This is a genomic window from Nonomuraea sp. LPB2021202275-12-8, from assembly GCF_037044575.1.
In the GTDB taxonomy this organism is placed as follows: Bacteria; Actinomycetota; Actinomycetes; order Streptosporangiales; family Streptosporangiaceae; genus Nonomuraea.
On record NZ_JBAHWD010000004.1, the window covers coordinates 397,147 to 412,582 of the forward strand.

Annotated in this window: 14 protein-coding genes and 1 tRNA gene; 8 read left to right on the forward strand and 7 right to left on the reverse strand. The window is 71.0% G+C overall.

All coding sequences use genetic code 11. The features are described 5' to 3' along the window. Positions 1-29: 29 nt before the first annotated feature. The 5 genes from V5E28_RS10480 to V5E28_RS10500 all read left to right on the forward strand — a co-directional run bounded on the left by V5E28_RS10480 (position 30) and on the right by V5E28_RS10500 (position 4,409). Positions 30-1,445, forward strand: coding sequence for a methionine--tRNA ligase (locus V5E28_RS10480; RefSeq protein ID WP_336206285.1), 1,416 nt, complete (start codon positions 30-32; stop codon positions 1,443-1,445). Positions 1,446-1,503: 58 nt separating this feature from the next. After that, positions 1,504-2,478 (forward strand): phosphotriesterase family protein, encoded by a 975-nt coding sequence (locus V5E28_RS10485; protein WP_336206287.1) that lies wholly within the window; start codon positions 1,504-1,506, stop codon positions 2,476-2,478. A gap of 60 nt (positions 2,479-2,538) precedes the next feature. Next, complete coding sequence (locus tag V5E28_RS10490) at positions 2,539-2,907, forward strand: STAS domain-containing protein (protein WP_336206289.1); 369 nt, start codon at positions 2,539-2,541, stop codon at positions 2,905-2,907. 9 nt (positions 2,908-2,916) lie between these two features. Continuing rightward, positions 2,917-3,810 carry a sigma-70 family RNA polymerase sigma factor gene (locus V5E28_RS10495; protein ID WP_336206290.1) on the forward strand — a complete coding sequence of 298 codons (894 nt, stop codon included), beginning with the start codon at positions 2,917-2,919 and terminating at the stop codon, positions 3,808-3,810. Positions 3,811-3,935: 125 nt separating this feature from the next. Next, complete coding sequence (locus V5E28_RS10500; RefSeq protein ID WP_336206292.1) at positions 3,936-4,409, forward strand: hypothetical protein; 474 nt, start codon at positions 3,936-3,938, stop codon at positions 4,407-4,409. Positions 4,410-4,692: 283 nt separating this feature from the next. Here the strand turns inward: V5E28_RS10500 and V5E28_RS10505 are convergent, their stop codons facing one another. The 7 genes from V5E28_RS10505 to V5E28_RS10535 all read right to left on the reverse strand — a co-directional run bounded on the left by V5E28_RS10505 (position 4,693) and on the right by V5E28_RS10535 (position 10,894). Beyond that, complete coding sequence (locus V5E28_RS10505; RefSeq protein WP_336206293.1) at positions 4,693-4,851, reverse strand: hypothetical protein; 159 nt, start codon at positions 4,849-4,851, stop codon at positions 4,693-4,695. 250 nt (positions 4,852-5,101) lie between these two features. After that, positions 5,102-6,148, reverse strand: a complete 1,047-nt coding sequence (locus V5E28_RS10510; protein ID WP_336206295.1) for a hypothetical protein — start codon at positions 6,146-6,148, stop codon at positions 5,102-5,104. Positions 6,149-6,402: 254 nt separating this feature from the next. Next, complete coding sequence (locus V5E28_RS10515; RefSeq protein ID WP_336206298.1) at positions 6,403-8,865, reverse strand: Tex family protein; 2,463 nt, start codon at positions 8,863-8,865, stop codon at positions 6,403-6,405. 27 nt (positions 8,866-8,892) lie between these two features. Next, positions 8,893-10,047: an amidohydrolase gene (locus tag V5E28_RS10520; protein WP_336206299.1), complete on the reverse strand. Its 1,155-nt coding sequence runs from the start codon at positions 10,045-10,047 to the stop codon at positions 8,893-8,895. Between the two features lie 46 nt (positions 10,048-10,093). Continuing rightward, positions 10,094-10,318 carry a hypothetical protein gene (locus V5E28_RS10525; RefSeq protein ID WP_336206301.1) on the reverse strand — a complete coding sequence of 75 codons (225 nt, stop codon included), beginning with the start codon at positions 10,316-10,318 and terminating at the stop codon, positions 10,094-10,096. A 22-nt stretch (positions 10,319-10,340) separates the two neighbouring features. Further along, entirely contained in the window at positions 10,341-10,775 is a 435-nt protein-coding gene (locus V5E28_RS10530; protein ID WP_336206303.1) for an RpiB/LacA/LacB family sugar-phosphate isomerase, read from the reverse strand. A 46-nt stretch (positions 10,776-10,821) separates the two neighbouring features. Continuing rightward, positions 10,822-10,894, reverse strand: a tRNA-Met gene (locus V5E28_RS10535). A gap of 208 nt (positions 10,895-11,102) precedes the next feature. On the opposite strand from V5E28_RS10535, the gene V5E28_RS10540 reads away from it, so the two are divergent. The 3 genes from V5E28_RS10540 to V5E28_RS10550 are packed head-to-tail and all read left to right on the forward strand — an operon-like array spanning position 11,103 to position 15,434. Then, positions 11,103-12,185 (forward strand): DUF917 domain-containing protein, encoded by a 1,083-nt coding sequence (locus V5E28_RS10540; protein WP_336206305.1) that lies wholly within the window; start codon positions 11,103-11,105, stop codon positions 12,183-12,185. Beyond that, the gene (locus V5E28_RS10545; RefSeq protein WP_336206306.1) at positions 12,178-13,794 is read left to right on the forward strand and encodes a hydantoinase/oxoprolinase family protein; all 1,617 of its coding nucleotides are present in this window, start codon (positions 12,178-12,180) and stop codon (positions 13,792-13,794) included. Before V5E28_RS10540 ends, V5E28_RS10545 begins: the two co-directional genes overlap by 8 nt. A 23-nt stretch (positions 13,795-13,817) precedes the next feature. Continuing rightward, positions 13,818-15,434, forward strand: a complete 1,617-nt coding sequence (locus V5E28_RS10550) for an ABC transporter substrate-binding protein (RefSeq protein WP_336206308.1) — start codon at positions 13,818-13,820, stop codon at positions 15,432-15,434. Positions 15,435-15,436 lie beyond the last annotated feature (2 nt).

Consider the following 15,436-nt stretch of genomic DNA (forward strand, 5'->3'; position numbering starts at 1 on the left):
CGTGTCCGGGGCTCCTTTGGAGGCATCCGATGTACATCACGACGACCATTCCCTACGTGAACGCCCGCCCCCATCTCGGGTTCGCGCTGGAGATCGTGCAGGGTGACGTGCTCGCCCGGCACCACAGGCGGCGCGGCGAGCCGGTGCGCTTCCAGACGGGCACCGACGACAACTCGCTGAAGAACGTGCTCGCCGCCGAGGCCGCGGGCGTGCCGGTGCGGGAGCTGGTGGATCGCAACGCCGCGGCGTTCGAGGCCCTGCGCGAGCCGCTGGACCTGTCGTTCGACGCGTTCATCCGGACGAGCGGCCACCCGGGTCACCGGGCCGGGGTGGAACGGATCTGGCAGGCGATCGGGCACGACCTCTACCGGCGGCACTACGAGGGGCTCTACTGCGTCGGCTGCGAGCAGTTCTACCAGGAAGGGCCCTGTCCCGAAGGTCACGAGGCCCCGCTGCAGCGGGTGTCGGAGGAGAACTGGTTCTTCCGCCTCTCCCGCTACCAGCAGCCGCTGCTGGAACTGATCCGGGGCGGCCGGCTTACGATCGAGCCCGCCGCCCGCCGCAACGAGGTGCTGGCGTTCGTCGAGGCGGGCCTGGACGACATCAGCGTCTCGCGCTCGGCCGCCCGCTCGCGCGGCTGGGGCATCCCGGTGCCGGGCGACCCGAGCCAGGTGATCTACGTATGGTGGGACGCGCTGGCCAACTACGTCACCGCGCTGGACGGCGACGGCTACGAGCGCTGGTGGGTCCACGAGCCGCGCAAGATCCACCTGATCGGCAAGGGCGTGATCCGCTTCCACGCGGTCTACTGGCCGGCGATGCTGCTCTCGGCCGGCCTGCCGCTGCCCACGACGATCTACGTGCACGACTACCTGACCGCGGCCGGGCGCAAGATCAGCAAGTCGTCGGGCGCCGTCGTCGACCCGGTGGCGCTCGTGCGCGCCTACGGCGTCGACGCGGTGCGGTGGTGGCTGCTGCGCGAGGTGCCCCGCGTGGGCGACGCCGACTTCACCGAGGGACGGCTGATCGCCAGGGCCGACGAGGACCTCGCCAACGGCGTCGGCAACCTGGTCAACCGGGTCGTCGCCATGGTCCACCGCTTCCACGGCGGGCAGGTGCCGGAGGCACGGCCGGAGCGGATCGACGCCTGCGAGCGCGCCCCCGGGCTCGTCCACGAGGCGCTGGAGAACTTCGACTTCCGACGGGCGGCCGGAGCCGTCCGCAGCATCGTCGAAGAGGCGAACAAGTACGTCGAGACCGCCCAGCCGTGGCGCCAGGCCGAGGCTGCCAGGGAGATCTCCCTGGCCACCCTGGTGCACGCCTGCCGGGAGCTGGCCGTACAGCTGGAGCCATTCCTTCCCACCGCGGCGGCGCGGGTGGCGGCGGTGAGCGGGCGGGCGCGGCTGCCGCGTCCCGAGCCGCTGTTCCCGCGGCTCGGCGGTTGACGGAGGTGGGGGAGCCGCTTAGGTTGGCGCGAACAGACCAGCCGGTACGGAGGTCCTCATGCCCGTCAACACCGTCCGCGGTCCCGTCGACGCCGGAGAGCTCGGCCAGACGCTGATGCACGAGCACGTCTTCGTCACGGCCACCGAGCACCTCGACAACTACGGCAAGGGCGCCTGGTGGGACGAGGAGTTCCGGGTCGCCGACGCGATCACCAAGCTCAACGGGGTGGCCGCCAAGGGCGTGCGGACCATCGTCGACCCGACCGTGTGGGGGCTCGGCCGCTACATCCCGCGCATCCAGCGGATCGCCGCCGAGGTGCCGGACCTGCACATCATCGTCGCCACCGGCATCTACAGCTTCGAGGAGCTGCCGCACCAGTACGAGCACCGTGGCCCCGGGCTGCTCATCGACGTGCCCGATCCGATGGTCGACGACTTCGTCCGCGACATCACCGACGGCATCGCCGACACCGGGGTCAAGGCCGCGTTCCTCAAGTGCGTGGTCGAGCAGAAAGGGCTGACGCCCGGCGTCGAGCGCATCTGCCGGGCCGTCGCCCAGGCGCACGTCCGCACCGGGGCGCCGATCACCGTGCACACCAACTCCTTCACCCAGAGCGGGCCGCTCGCGCTGGACCTGTTCGCCAAGGAGGGCGTCGACCTGACGAAAGTCGTCGTCGGGCACGCAGGCGACAGTAACGATTTGGACTATTTGATGCGGCTTGCCGACACCGGAGCGACGCTCGGCATGGACCGGTTCGGGCTGGACCTCTTCAACCCGACAGCGCAGAGAGTGGCCACGATCGCGGCCCTGTGCGCCCGCGGATACGCCGACCGGATCGTGCTCAGCCACGACGCCGCCTGCTTCATGGACTACTTCGCCGACGCCTGGGACGAGGCGCTCAGCGCGATGGCACCCAACTGGCGCTACGATCACATCCACGACGACGTGTTGGCCGCACTGCGCGACTCGGGTGTGACCGATGACCAGATCGAGCAGATGCTGGTGTTCAACCCCCGACGCTACTTCTCGTAAAGTGTTGGGAAGAACAGCGCAAAAGCGGGTAGGTGGAGCTGGGTGACTTCGGATCAAGCCTTGTCGATCAGTCTCGGGCTCCAGGGACCATGCGTCATCGCAAGGCTTACGGGGGACTTCGACTTCGGCTCCGCGGCCGAAGTCCGTGACCGCGTCACCAAGGCTCTCGACCTGAGCCAGCCGCCACTGCTCGTCATCGACATGCAGGCCGTCAGCGTCTGCGACTCCTCCGGGCTGTCGGTGCTCGTCTACCTGCACAAGGCGGTGACGGCCTCGGGCGGGCGCCTGCTGCTGTCCGGTCTCAACGGCAGGTGCAAGCACCTGTTCGCGATCACCGCGCTCGACAAGTTCTTCGACATCCGCACCACCGCCGAGCTCGCCATCGCCGAACTCAACGAACCCGGGAATTCGCCGCCGTTTACCGGGTAGTGCCGGTGCATGTCGGCCGAAGAGCCTGATCTGCTCGGCATGTACCTGGAGCAGATCGGCAAGACCCCCTTACTCTCCGCCGCGGACGAAGTGGACCTGGCCAAGCGGATCGAGGCAGGCCTGTACGCGGGCCACCTGATCAGCCTGGGGACGGGGACGCTCGAGCACGAAAACATCCGCCGCGACGGGCAGCGCGCCAAGGACCAGCTCATCAGGTCCAACCTCCGGCTGGTGGTGGCGGCCGCCAGACGCTACGCCCATCGCGGGCTGCCGCTCATCGACGTCATCCAGGAGGGCAACCTCGGGCTGATCAGGGCGGTGGAGAAGTTCGACTACAGGCGTGGCTACAAGTTCTCCACCTACGGGATGTGGTGGATCCGGCAGGCCATCGAACGCGGCATCCACGACAAGAGCCGGACCGTACGGCTGCCGATCCATGTGGCCGAGGAGCTGTCGCGGCTGCTGAGGGCCGAGCGGCGGCTCGCAGCGGAGCTCGGCCGCGATCCCCGCGACGAGGAGCTCGCCGAGGCCGCCGGTCGCTCGGCGGTGCAGGTGGCCGGGCTGCGGAGGTTCGCACAGGAGACCATCAGCCTGGACATCCCCGTCGGGGAGAACGGCGAGGGCAGCATCGGCGACCTGCTCGCCGACGAGGACGCCGCCGAGGTGCAGGAGCTGGCCGAGCGGCGCGCGCTCAGCGCGGAGCTGAACGAGGTCGTCACCACCCTGCCGCCGCGCGAGGCGTTCGTGATCAGGCTGAGGTACGGCCTGGCGGGGGAGGAGGTCCGCAGCTATGCCCAGATCGCCGAGCATCTCGGGCTCACCAGAGAACGCATTCGACAGCTGGAGAAGCAGGCGCTGAAACGCCTCCGCCAAGGCAGCCCGCTGCTGGCCTGGGCCTCGTAGCAGTGAGGGTTTGATGCGCTTTCGCTGTTGATAGTTGACCGTGTCGCTTTCCGGGCGGTTAATCGGGAAGCGTAAGGTCGCTTTCAACAGGGGGAAGCGGCTGGTCCACTGCTTCTGGGGGCAACATGAACAGGAGTCTCTCCGGCACGCTCTTAGCCGCGACGGCGCTCACCGTCGCACTCACGCCGCTTCCGGCCGGCGCGGCGACCGCGGCCGCGACAGCCGTCGCCCCGGCCGGCACCGGCTTGACCGGGGCGAGCGCCGGATCGGCGAAGGCCGTCGCGGCCAAGCCTCACCTGATCCGTTACAAGATCTACTTCGGCCGGTGCAAGGACACCTGCCGCATCAAGGTCCGCGTCACCAACACATCCCGCAAGAACCTCTACGCGGTGAGCCTGAACGCACGCCTCAAGGTCAACGGTCGCAAGGTCGGATCCTGCTACGACCACATCGGCACGATCCGCCCCAAGCGCGTCCGCTGGGGAGGTTGCACGGTCCGCACCCGCACGCTGTCCACCCTGTGGAACCGGTGGCTCGACGGCGAGATCCGCTTCGACAAGAAGGTCAGCACGGTCGTGCACTACGAGTACTACAGATGAGCCGGCTGCCGCGGGACCGACCGGCGCCGTGGCGTCAGGCGGTGACCATCAGGGCGAGGCCGATGAGAACCACGATCGGCACCAGCCATACGACGGCCTCGGCAGCGAACTCCTTGTACATTGCGTAGCTCTCTCTCATAACGCCCGAGCGGGGGCGGCGTAAACGACACTGCGCAGCATAGCCGCCCCGGCCCGGTGCCTTGATCCCACGGCCTGTTCACCGCCCGCCCGTCGGGCGCCGGGTCCTCGGCCGACTCGGGAGTTCAGCCTTCGAGCATGCCGGTCAGGCGGCCGCCGAGCTGGTGATCACCGAAACCCCACGACCTATCGCTGTCGATTCGGCGCGCACGGGGCGCGCCCAGTACCGGGCGCCGTACGACCAGTGCCACCCCTGGTAGTCGAGCGACCCGGCCGCTGTCATGGCCCGGATCAGCAGGGTCACCTCCTCCGACGGCGCACGGCAGCCGTGTTGCAGGTCTCGCCGTCCTGGGCGCCCATCTGGCGTGCCGGTGTCCGGCTCGGGCCCCGTCTGGAGAGCATGGCGTTAGATCGGCGGCCGTGCCACTCGTCCTGCTGTCGCCCGTGATGAGCGGGTGCAGCCGGCCGGGGTCCGAGACGGACCTTCGGGTGGCCGCACCTCTGTACGAGGCTCGCTCCGCTTTCAGCCTGGGCACCTGGATGGGCGTAGCGCGTCAGGGACGGTGATGGATGATGCGTTTGCTGAGACCGGCCAGGGACTCGTCGGCCATGAGCGCGGGGAGGCGGGGGGCCTCTGTGTCGATGCGGTGGAGGATGTCGGGGTGGTCGCCGTGGTGGCGGGTCCAGGAGCGGGCCACCTCGGGCATGGCCGCGATCGCCTCGTCCGACAGGACGGCCTCCCGCGGCAGCCATGACGTGAGGAACTGCGCGACCCTGGGCGGACTCCACCACAGTGGACGATCTCCGAGAAACTCGGCCAGCTTGCCGAACGCCTCCTGCGCGCCCGGCACGTCGGGCAGATCCTGAAAGCGGGTCACGATGTCGTCGCCCGCATGCCGTACCGGATCGGGGACGGCGCGGGCGCGTGACAGCGCGAGGGCGCGGACGGCGGGGAGGGTCTCCGCGACCTGCGCTCCCATGACCAGGTCGGTGAGCTCGAAGGCGTCCAGGACGCGGCCTGCCACCACCTCGGCGCCTGACGGCGCGAGATCGAGATCGTCGAGGAACTTGATCTCCTCGATCACGGCGTCGACCGCCAGGCCGCCGTGCACCTGGTCGATGCCGACCACGAGCAGGTGCGGCTCCTTGCCGTTGCCGTAGCGGAAGGAGAGGGCGGCGAGGGTCTGCTCGCCGTAGCGGTCGGCCTTGCCGTACCAGGCTCCTTCGCAGGTCACCCTGCCCATGCGGGCCACCCATCCGGGCAGCGAACCCGCGGCCTGGCGGCCGGACTCCAGGTAGGGCTCGATGGGATCGGCGTCGTCGTCGGGGTGAGCGGTCGCCTCGGCGCCTTCGGGCTCCTCGGCCCGGCCGGAGGTCCCCGCCTCGGGCGGAGGCGGCGCGTTGACCGCGGCCAGGGCGGCCAGGGCGAGCCGGGCCTCGGGCCTGCCGTCCTCCGCCAGCCGTCGCAGCAGCGGCTCGTCCTGGCCCGACCGCACGACGGCGGTGAGCCGGGCGGCCCACAACTCCGTGCGCAGCGGCGAGCGCCACCTCAGCAGGTCGTGCGCCTGGTCGATGGTCGTGTCGAAACCTGTCGTGCTCACCCTTCGACCGTATCGCCCCGGCCCCCGCGCCGGAGGGCGGGATCAGGACCCCCGGAATGGTCTGGGTCGGGATGCGTCGGCGTCCGGATCTCCCCTGGAAACCGGCTATGGGGGGCGTTGTCGGACAGCCGGCTCCGGCAACAGGGAGCGTGTCCGCGCTCGGCGCCCTGATGGGGGAATGGCACGACCCGCCGTCCATGGTCGGCCGGTGAAGGCCGGTGGTCCGGGGACGGCGGGTCGTTGGTGTTGATGGATCAGCGGTTGTCGCCGCTGAGACCGGCCTTGCGGAGGGCTTCGGCCATGGCGCCCGTGGGCTCGGGGCGTCGCTGGCCTCCGCCACGCTGGCCGCCGTCGCGCCGGCTCTGGCCGCCGTCGCGCTGGTTGCCGTCTCCACGGCCGCGCTGGCCGCCTTCGCGTTGAGCACCGTCGCCTCGGCCGCGCTGGCCGCCTTCGCCGCGTGGCCGCCGGCCGCCGCCCTCGCCGTCTGCTCGCCCTCGCTGGCCGCCCTCACCGCGGCCGCGCTGGCCGGTGTCGGGGCGGGTGGTCTGGCGTGGACCGCCGGCGGCGGGCTGGGTGGGGTCGTCGTCGAGGCGGAGGGTGAGGGAGATGCGCTTGCGGGGGATGTCGATGTCGAGGACCTTGACGCGCACGATGTCCCCGGACTTGGCCACGTCCAGGGGATCCTTCACGTAGTTGTGGGACATGGCGGAGACGTGCACGAGGCCGTCCTGGTGCACGCCGACGTCGACGAACGCGCCGAAGGCTACGACGTTGGTGATCACGCCCTCCAGGATCATCCCCTGCTTGAGGTCGGAGATCTTCTCGACGCCCTCCTTGAAGGTGGCGGTCTTGAAGGCGGGGCGCGGGTCGCGGCCGGGCTTTTCGAGCTCGCGCAGGATGTCGGTGACCGTCGGCAGGCCGAAGGTGTCGTCGGTGAAGTCCTGCGGCTTGATGGAGCGGAGCGCGGCCGTGTTGCCGATCAGGGACTTGAGGTCGGTGCGGGCCGAGCCGAGGATGCGGCGGACCACCGGGTAGGCCTCGGGGTGGACGCTGGAGGCGTCCAGCGGGTCGTCGCCGCCGGGGATGCGCAGGAAGCCGGCGCACTGCTCGAAGGCCTTGGGGCCCAGGCGGGAGACGTCCTTGAGCGCGGTGCGGGCCTTGAAGGGGCCGTTGGTGTCGCGGTGGCGGACGATGCTCTCGGCCAGGGTGGAGCCGATGCCCGACACGCGGGTCAGCAGCGGGGCCGAGGCGGTGTTGACGTCGACGCCCACGGCGTTGACGCAGTCTTCGACCACGGCGTCGAGGGAGCGGGAGAGCTTGGACTCGGCGAGGTCGTGCTGGTACTGGCCGACGCCGATGGACTTGGGGTCGATCTTGACCAGCTCGGCCAGGGGGTCCTGGAGCCTGCGGGCGATGGAGACCGCGCCGCGCAGCGACACGTCCAGCTCGGGAAGCTCCTGGGAGGCGTAGGGGGAGGCGGAGTAGACGGACGCGCCGGCCTCCGACACGACGATCTTGGTGATGGCCGGCATGTGCTGGACGAGCTCGCCGGCCAGCTTGTCGGTCTCGCGGGAGGCGGTGCCGTTGCCGATGGCGATCAGGTCGACGCCGTGCTTCTGCGCCAGTGCGCCCAGCACCGCCAGCGACTGGTCCCACTGCCGCTTGGGCTCGTGGGGATAGATGGTCGCGGTGTCGACGACCTTGCCGGTGGCGTCGACCACGGCGACCTTGACGCCGGTGCGCAGGCCGGGGTCGAGACCCATGGTGGTGCGGCTGCCGGCTGGGGCGGCCAGCAGCAGGTCGCGCAGGTTGGCGGCGAACACCCGCACCGCCTCGTCCTCGGCCGCCTGCCAGAGCCGCATCCGCAGGTCGATGCCGAGGTGGACGAGGATGCGGGTGCGCCAGGCCCAGCGGACGGTCTCGCTCAGCCACTTGTCGGCGGGGCGGCCCTGGTCGGAGACGCCGAAGCGGGAGGCGATGCGCAGCTCGTAGTCGGGGCTGTCGTCGGGCTCCAGCGCGACGGTGAGGATCTCCTCCTTCTCGCCTCTGAACATGGCGAGGATCCGGTGGGAGGGCAGCTTGGTGAACGGCTCGGCGAACTCGAAGTAGTCGGAGAACTTCGCCCCCGCCTCCTCCTTGCCCTCGCGGACCTTGGAGGCCAGGCGGCCCCGGGTCCACAGCTGCTCGCGCAGCCCGCCGATGAGGTCGGCGTCCTCGGCGAACCGCTCGATCAGGATGGCCCTGGCGCCCTCCAGCGCCGCCCCCGCGTCGGCGACGCCCTCGGTGACGAACGACTGCGCGACCTCGGCCGGGTCGAGAGAGGGATCGCCGAGCAGCTTGTCGGCCAGCGGCTCCAGACCCAGCTCGCGGGCGATCTGCGCCTTGGTGCGCCGCTTGGGCTTGAAGGGCAGGTAGATGTCTTCGAGGCGGGCCTTGGTCTCGGCCGCCATGACCTGGGCGCGCAGCTCGTCGTCGAGCTTGCCCTGGGAGTCGATCGACTCCAGGATCGCCGTCCTGCGCTCCTCGAGCTCGCGGAGGTAGCGCAGCCGCTCTTCGAGGGTGCGCAGCTGGGCGTCGTCGAGGGCGCCCGTGGCCTCCTTGCGGTATCGCGCGATGAACGGCACCGTGGCGCCGCCGTCGAGCAGGTCGACCGCGGCTCGCACCTGCCCCTCGCGCGCCCCGAGCTCTTCGGCGATCCGCTGGTGAATAGAGAGCACTTGCCTGCCTTTCGATGGTCCCGCCGGTCAATTGTGCAGGACGACGCCGTCTTTCATGACCAATGTGCGCGCAGGGTGAACGACTACGGCCTCGGCCGGAGCGCTCGCCGGCACCGCCGTGAGGTCGGCCCGATCGCCCGGCTCAAGGCCGTAGTCGCGCAGCCCGAGGGCGCGGGCACCGCCGTAGGTGGCCGCCTCCAGCGCCAGCTCGATGTCCTCGTCCCTGCGGAACGTGCTGCGGTAGGCGAGGTGCATGGCCCGCTCCAGCATGTCGCCGCCGCCGTAGGGGCCCCACAGGTCGCGGATGCCGTCGTGGCCGCACGCGACGGTGACGCCGGCGGCGCGCAGACGCTTGACCGGCGGGATGGGGAAGCTGTAGACGGCCGCGGTCGCCACCGCCACGCCGGCCTCGGCGAAGCCCTGGGTCAGCCGGCCGGCGTGGGCGTCGTCGATCTGGCCGAGCGCGTAGGCGTGGCTGACCGTGACCCTGCCCCTCAGGCCGAGCACCTGCGTGCGCTCGGTGATCAGCTCCAGCTCCCAGGCCCCCAGGGAGCCGCCGTCGTGCAGGTGGATGTCGAGGTGGGCGCCGTAGCGCTCGGCCAGGGCGAAGATCAGGTCGAGATGGCGCACCGGGTCGCGGTCGATCCCCGCCGGGTCGAGGCCGCCGACCGCCTCGACACCGTCCTTGAGCGCCTCTTCGAGCAGCTCGGCGGTGCCGGGGTTGGTGAGCAGGCCGTGCTGGGGGAAGGCGACCTGGGTGACGTCGACCGGCAGGCCCGAGGCGGCCTCGCGGACGGCGGCCACGCCTCGCAGCCCCACCTCCGGGTCGATGTCGGTGTGGGTGCGGACGTGGGTGGTGCCGCAGGAGATCATCCTCCGCAGCAGCGTGCCGATCCGCTCGACGCTCGGCACGCCCAGCTCGGCACGGCGGGCCAGGTCGTTGCCGATGCGGCCGCCGAGGGTGTCGTCGGCGGAGTGAGGCGTCCACGGCCCGCCGTAGAGGGTCTTGTCGAGGTGGCAGTGCGCCTCGACCAGGCCGGGCAGCACGATCTGGCCGGCGAGGTCGATGACCTGGGCGCCGGGCGCCGGGCCTGCCGGGGCGATGCGGCCGTCGCGGACGAGGATGTCGGCGGGCGCGTCGCGACCCCAGGGTCGGCCACCTCGCAGGAGCACGTCGGTCATGCCTGCACCCTAGAGCGAGGCACCGACGATTCCCAGGACGCGGCGGTCAGGAAGGGTTGCGGGTGAACAGCTCCAGATGATGGCAGTGCGGGCAGCGCCAGGCTTCGATCTCCCACTTCGGCCGGCCCATCAGCTTGGCTCCGCCGAGGATGCCCCGCTTCAGCGCGCCCTCCACCCAGCTGGCGAAGCCCGCCGAGTGCTCCCCACCGTCCTTGATGAATCCGGCCTCCAGGCCGTTCTCACCACAGTGTGTACACCTCAAGTCAGCCACCACCCGACCATAACGGGATATGTCAGATCTCGCCGAGGTGGGCGACGTTCGCCAGATCTGCGGCGTCGTTGCTCGGCAGGGCGGCCAGCCACGCGTCGAGGATCTCGTCGAGCACCACGGCGGAGGTGAGCCGGAGGCTGATCGCGAGCACGTTGGCGTCGTTCCACTTGCGGGCGCCGTCGGCGGTGTAGGCGTCGACGCAGAGCGCGGCGCGCACGCCGGGCACCTTGTTGGCCGCGATGGACGCCCCCGTGCCGGTCCAGCAGCACACCACCGCCTGGTCGGCTCGCCCCTCGCCGACGTCGCGGGCCGCCGACTCCGACGCCCACGCCCAGTCGGCGCGCTCCTCGTCGCTGAGCGCGCCGTGCGGGATGATCTCGTGGCCGCGCTCACGCAGCGCTGTCACGACCCGCTCGGCGACCCCGTCCAGGCTGTCGGCCGACACCGAGATCCGCATGGCCGTCCCTTCTCCGGAGCCCTCGACCAGATGTATCAAATCGCGGTGGCGGGTGCGGGAATCGAACCCACCTGGAGCGGCTTATGAAACCGCCGGGCACACCAGCGCCCCCACCCGCCTGGCGGAACAGGCCGGGGCGGCGGACGGGCGTCAGCCTCGGCTCTCCCCGGGCATGCCGGGATGGCGGTCCAGGCGCATTCGCCGCGTGATCATGCCCGTCCTCCCGGAAGTGGTGATGTCAGGAGCATCGCGTGCGCGTGCCGTCGGAGGCAACGGATTATCGGCCACTGGCGTAATGCGGTGGCATGTGCTTGGTTGTGTCGCCATATGAGCAACATCGCAATGAAGGACATTCCGGCGCTCGCGCGAGGGTGCGCGGTGCTGGGCACCGGGGGCGGGGGAGACGTGCGCACCGGGGCGCTGGCGGCGGTGCGGGCCATCGAGGCGCACGGCGAGGTGCCGCTCGTCCGGCTGGCCGACCTGCCCGAGGACGCGCTGATCGTGCCGCTCTCCGGGATCGGGGCGCCGACCGTCAGCCACGAGATGATCCACGGCGAGGACGAGCCCAGGCGCGTGGCCGAGGAGGTCGAACGGATCTTCGGCAGGCCGCCCGCCGCGATCATGTCGTCGGAGATCGGCGGCGCGAACGGCGTGGCCCCGGTGGCCTGGGCCGCCCAGCTCGGCCTGCCGCTGCTGGACGCCGACGGCATGGGGCGGGCCTTCCCCGAGGTCCAGATGGTCTCCATGTACGTCGCGGGACTGCCTGCCGATCTCGTCGTCATGTCCGACATCGTGGGCAACGTGGTGACGATCCGGCCCGTCGACGGGCTGTGGTCCGAGCGGCTGGCGCGGGCGGTGTGCGTGGCGGCCGGCTCGCACGCGCTGATGGCCGACTACGTGCTCACGGCCGCGCGGGCGCGCGGCGCGGTCATCGAGGGTACGGTCACCCGCGCGCTGGAGATCGGCCGGGCCACCGAGGGCGTGGCGGAGCCGCTGGCGGCCCTCCAGCGCAGGCTGGGGGCGGCCAGACTGATCACCGGCAAGCTGACCGACGTGGAACGGCGCACCACCGGCGGGTTCGTCAGGGGCACGGCCACGATCGAGGGCACCGGCGACGACCGCGGCCGGACGCTCCGGCTGGAGCTTCAGAACGAGAACCTCGTCGCGGTCGAGGACGGCGAGGTCAGGGCCATGGTCCCGGACCTCGTCACGGTGGTCGACACCGAGACGGCCGCCGCGATCCAGACCGAGGGCCTGAGGTACGGCCAGCGCGTGGCGGTGCTCGCCTGGCCGTGCGACCCGCTCTGGCGCACGCCCAAGGGCCTGGAGACGGCCGGGCCGCGCGCGTTCGGCTACGACCTGGACTACGTGCCCGTCGAGGAACTGGTCAAGGAGGAGTCGCGTGGCTGAGGGCGACCTGCGCGTCGGCATCGACGTCGGAGGCACGAACACCGACGCGGTGGTGCTGGACGCGTCGGACCGGGTGATCGCCAAGGCCAAGCGGCCGACGAGCCCGGACGTGACCCGGGGCCTGCGCGCGGCGCTGGACGCCGTCCTGGCCGAGCTCACGCCGTACGGGACGGATCCGGCCGGCTCCGGGCCGGGGGCCGCGCATGCCGTGTGGAGCCGCATCACCCGCGTCATGCTGGGCACCACGCACGCGACCAACGCCATCCTGGAGCGCAGGAATCTCGGCCGGGTGGCCGTGCTGCGGCTCGGCGCGCCCGCGACCACATCCGTGCCGCCGCTCTCCGACTGGCCCGCCGACCTGCGCGAGGTCGTCTCCGCCGGCGAAGCCGTGGTGCCCGGCGGGCACTACGTGGACGGGCGCGAGATCGGCCCGCTCGACCCGGACGCCGTCCGCCGCTTCCTCGACGGGGTGGCGGCGGACGCCGTGGCGGTCACCAGCGTGTTCAGCCCGGCGAACGACGAGCACGAGCGGGTGGTCGAGGAGCTGGTAAGGCGCGAGTACGGGCTGCCCGTCTCGGTGAGTCACGAGCTCGGCTCGCTCGGGCTGCTGGAGCGCGAGAACGCGACCGTGCTCAACGCCGCCCTGTACACGGTCGCCGGGCACGTGATCAGCGCCCTGACGACGGCGCTGGCCGAGCGCGGGCTGCCGGCCAGGCCGTACCTCGCCCAGAACGACGGAACGCTGATGACGGTGGAGCACGCGGCGCGGCTGCCGGTGTCGACCATCGGCTCCGGCCCGGCCAACTCGCTGCGCGGCGCGGCGTTCCTGTCGGGGGTCGAGGACGCGATCGTCGCGGACGTGGGCGGCACGTCCACGGACCTCGGGGTGCTCGTCGGCGGCTTCCCGCGGGAGTCCGCGGCGGCCGTGGAGATCGGCGGCGTGCTGACCAACTTCCGGATGCCGGACATCCTGGCCATCGCGCTGGGCGGCGGGAGCGTGGTCCGGGGACACGCGGTGGGACCGGACTCGGTCGGCTACCGGATCGCCGAGGAGGCGCTGGTGTTCGGCGGGGGCACGCTCACGCTCACGGACGCGGCCGTGGCTGCGGGCCGCCTGCCGCCGGGCGCCTCGGGCTGGCGCGAGCGGCTGGAGGCAGCGGTGACGGCCGCAGACATGTCGGAAGATATTCGCGACACTCTGCAAAGGGCGCTGGCGGTCGCCGACGAGCTGGCGCTCGACGCGGTGGACCGCATGGCCCTCGGCAGAGCCGACCGTCCCCTGGTGGCGGTGGGTGGCGGGGCGTTTCTGCTGCCGGCGCGGATCCCCGGCGTGAGCCGCGTCGTCCGCCCCGAGCACGCGGAGGTGGCCAATGCCGTGGGCGCCGCCATCGCCCTGGCGAGCGGCAGAGTCGATACGATCATGCCTGCAGGTGAAAGCCGATCAAAAGCGATCGAAAGGGTCAAGGAGGAGGCTGCGGCGCGTGCCGTCGCGGCGGGCGCGGATCCGTCCGGGGTCCAGATCGTCGATCTCCTCGAGGTGCCGCTGAGCTACCTGTCGGAACCCGCCGTACGGGTGCACGTCAAAGCCGCCGGACCCCTCGCCCGGTGACCGATCGAAAGGATTCCCCCCAGATGCGCTGGCACAAGCGTCTGCTCCTAGCCGGGGTCGCCGGTGCCGTGGCCCTGGCCGCATCCGCTTGCGCGGGCGGCCAGGTGCGCGGCGCCGACCGGTCTCCCCAGCCGAGCACCGGCGAGACGGCGGCGGCCCAGGCGGCCGAGAGCAACGACGCCACCTTCGTCTACGCCCCCAACCTCGACGTGGTGACCGACTGGGACCCCGCGACCTCGTACTCCAACGAGATCATCGCCATGTCCAACATCTACGAGGGCCTGACCCGCTACAACGCCCAGACCAAGAAGCCCGAGCCGCGCCTGGCCACCGAGTGGACCTCGGCCAACGAGGGCAAGGAGTGGACGTTCAAGCTGCGCCAGGGCGTGAAGTTCCACTCCGGGGCGACGCTCGACGCCGAGGCGGCCAAGAAGGCCATCGAGCGCACGCGAGAGGCGAACTCGGGCGCGGCCTACATCTGGGGGGCGGTCGACACGATCGAGACCCCGGACGCCTCGACGTTGAAGTTCACGCTCAAGTACGCCACGCCGCTCGACCTGGTGGCCTCCTCCGGCTACGCCGCCTACATCTACGACACCGAGGCCGTGGACCAGGCCAAGGACGGCAAGACGGACGCCGGCACCGGACCGTACACGATCGACAGCTGGCAGAAGGGCAAGGAGACCGAGCTCACGCTCAAGGCGTTCGAGGGGTACTGGGGCGGCTGGAAGCCCGAGCAGTACAAGAAGATCGCCTTCCGGGTCACCCCCGAGATCACCACGGCCTGGCAGTTGCTGAAGCAGGGCGAGATCAACTTCGTGCAGCGGCTCAACCCGCAGCTGTTCGAGCAGGCGAGCACCACCGAGGGCGTGCAGGCGACGCGGACGCCGTCGTTCCAGAACCTGCTGGTGCTGTTCAACACCGCCGGCGGCGTCACCAAGGACGTGCGGGTGCGGCAGGCGCTGCAGCTCGCGATCGACTACGACGGCCTGGTCTCCGCGCTGAAGGGCGCGGGCGTGAAGGCCAGCGGCCTGGTGCCCGAGGGCCTGGTCGGCCACACGGCGGGCCTGGAGGCCAAGCAGGACCTGGTCAAGGCGCAGGAGCTGCTGACGGCCGCGGGATACGGCCCCGACAACCCCGAGCTCAAGCTCACCATGACCTACGCCCAGGGCGACGAGGACCAGAAGCTGCTGGTCACGCTGCTCAGCTCGGCGCTCAAGGGGCTGAACGTGACCCTCCAGGCCAAGCCGATGGCCTGGAACGCCCAGTGGGACCTCGGCAAGAAGAAGGGGCAGGACGTCTTCGTCATGTACTGGTATCCCGACTACGCCGACGCGTACTCGTGGTTCCTCAACGTCTTCAGGAGCGCGGACAAGCCCGAGTTCAACCTCTCCTACCTGAAGAACGACGAGGTCGACACGGCCGTCGACGGGCTGCCCCAGCTCACGGCCACCGACCTGTTCGGGGCGGAGACGGCCTACACGAACCTGCAGGAGAAGATCATCCAGGAGCAGGCCGCCGTGGCGGTCCCGTACGTGCAGACCTACCAGCGCGCGCTGACGGCGGACGTGCAGGGGTACGTGGACAACCCCGCCTATCCGAACGTGGTCTTCTTCTACGATCTCAAGCCCGCAAGCTGAGG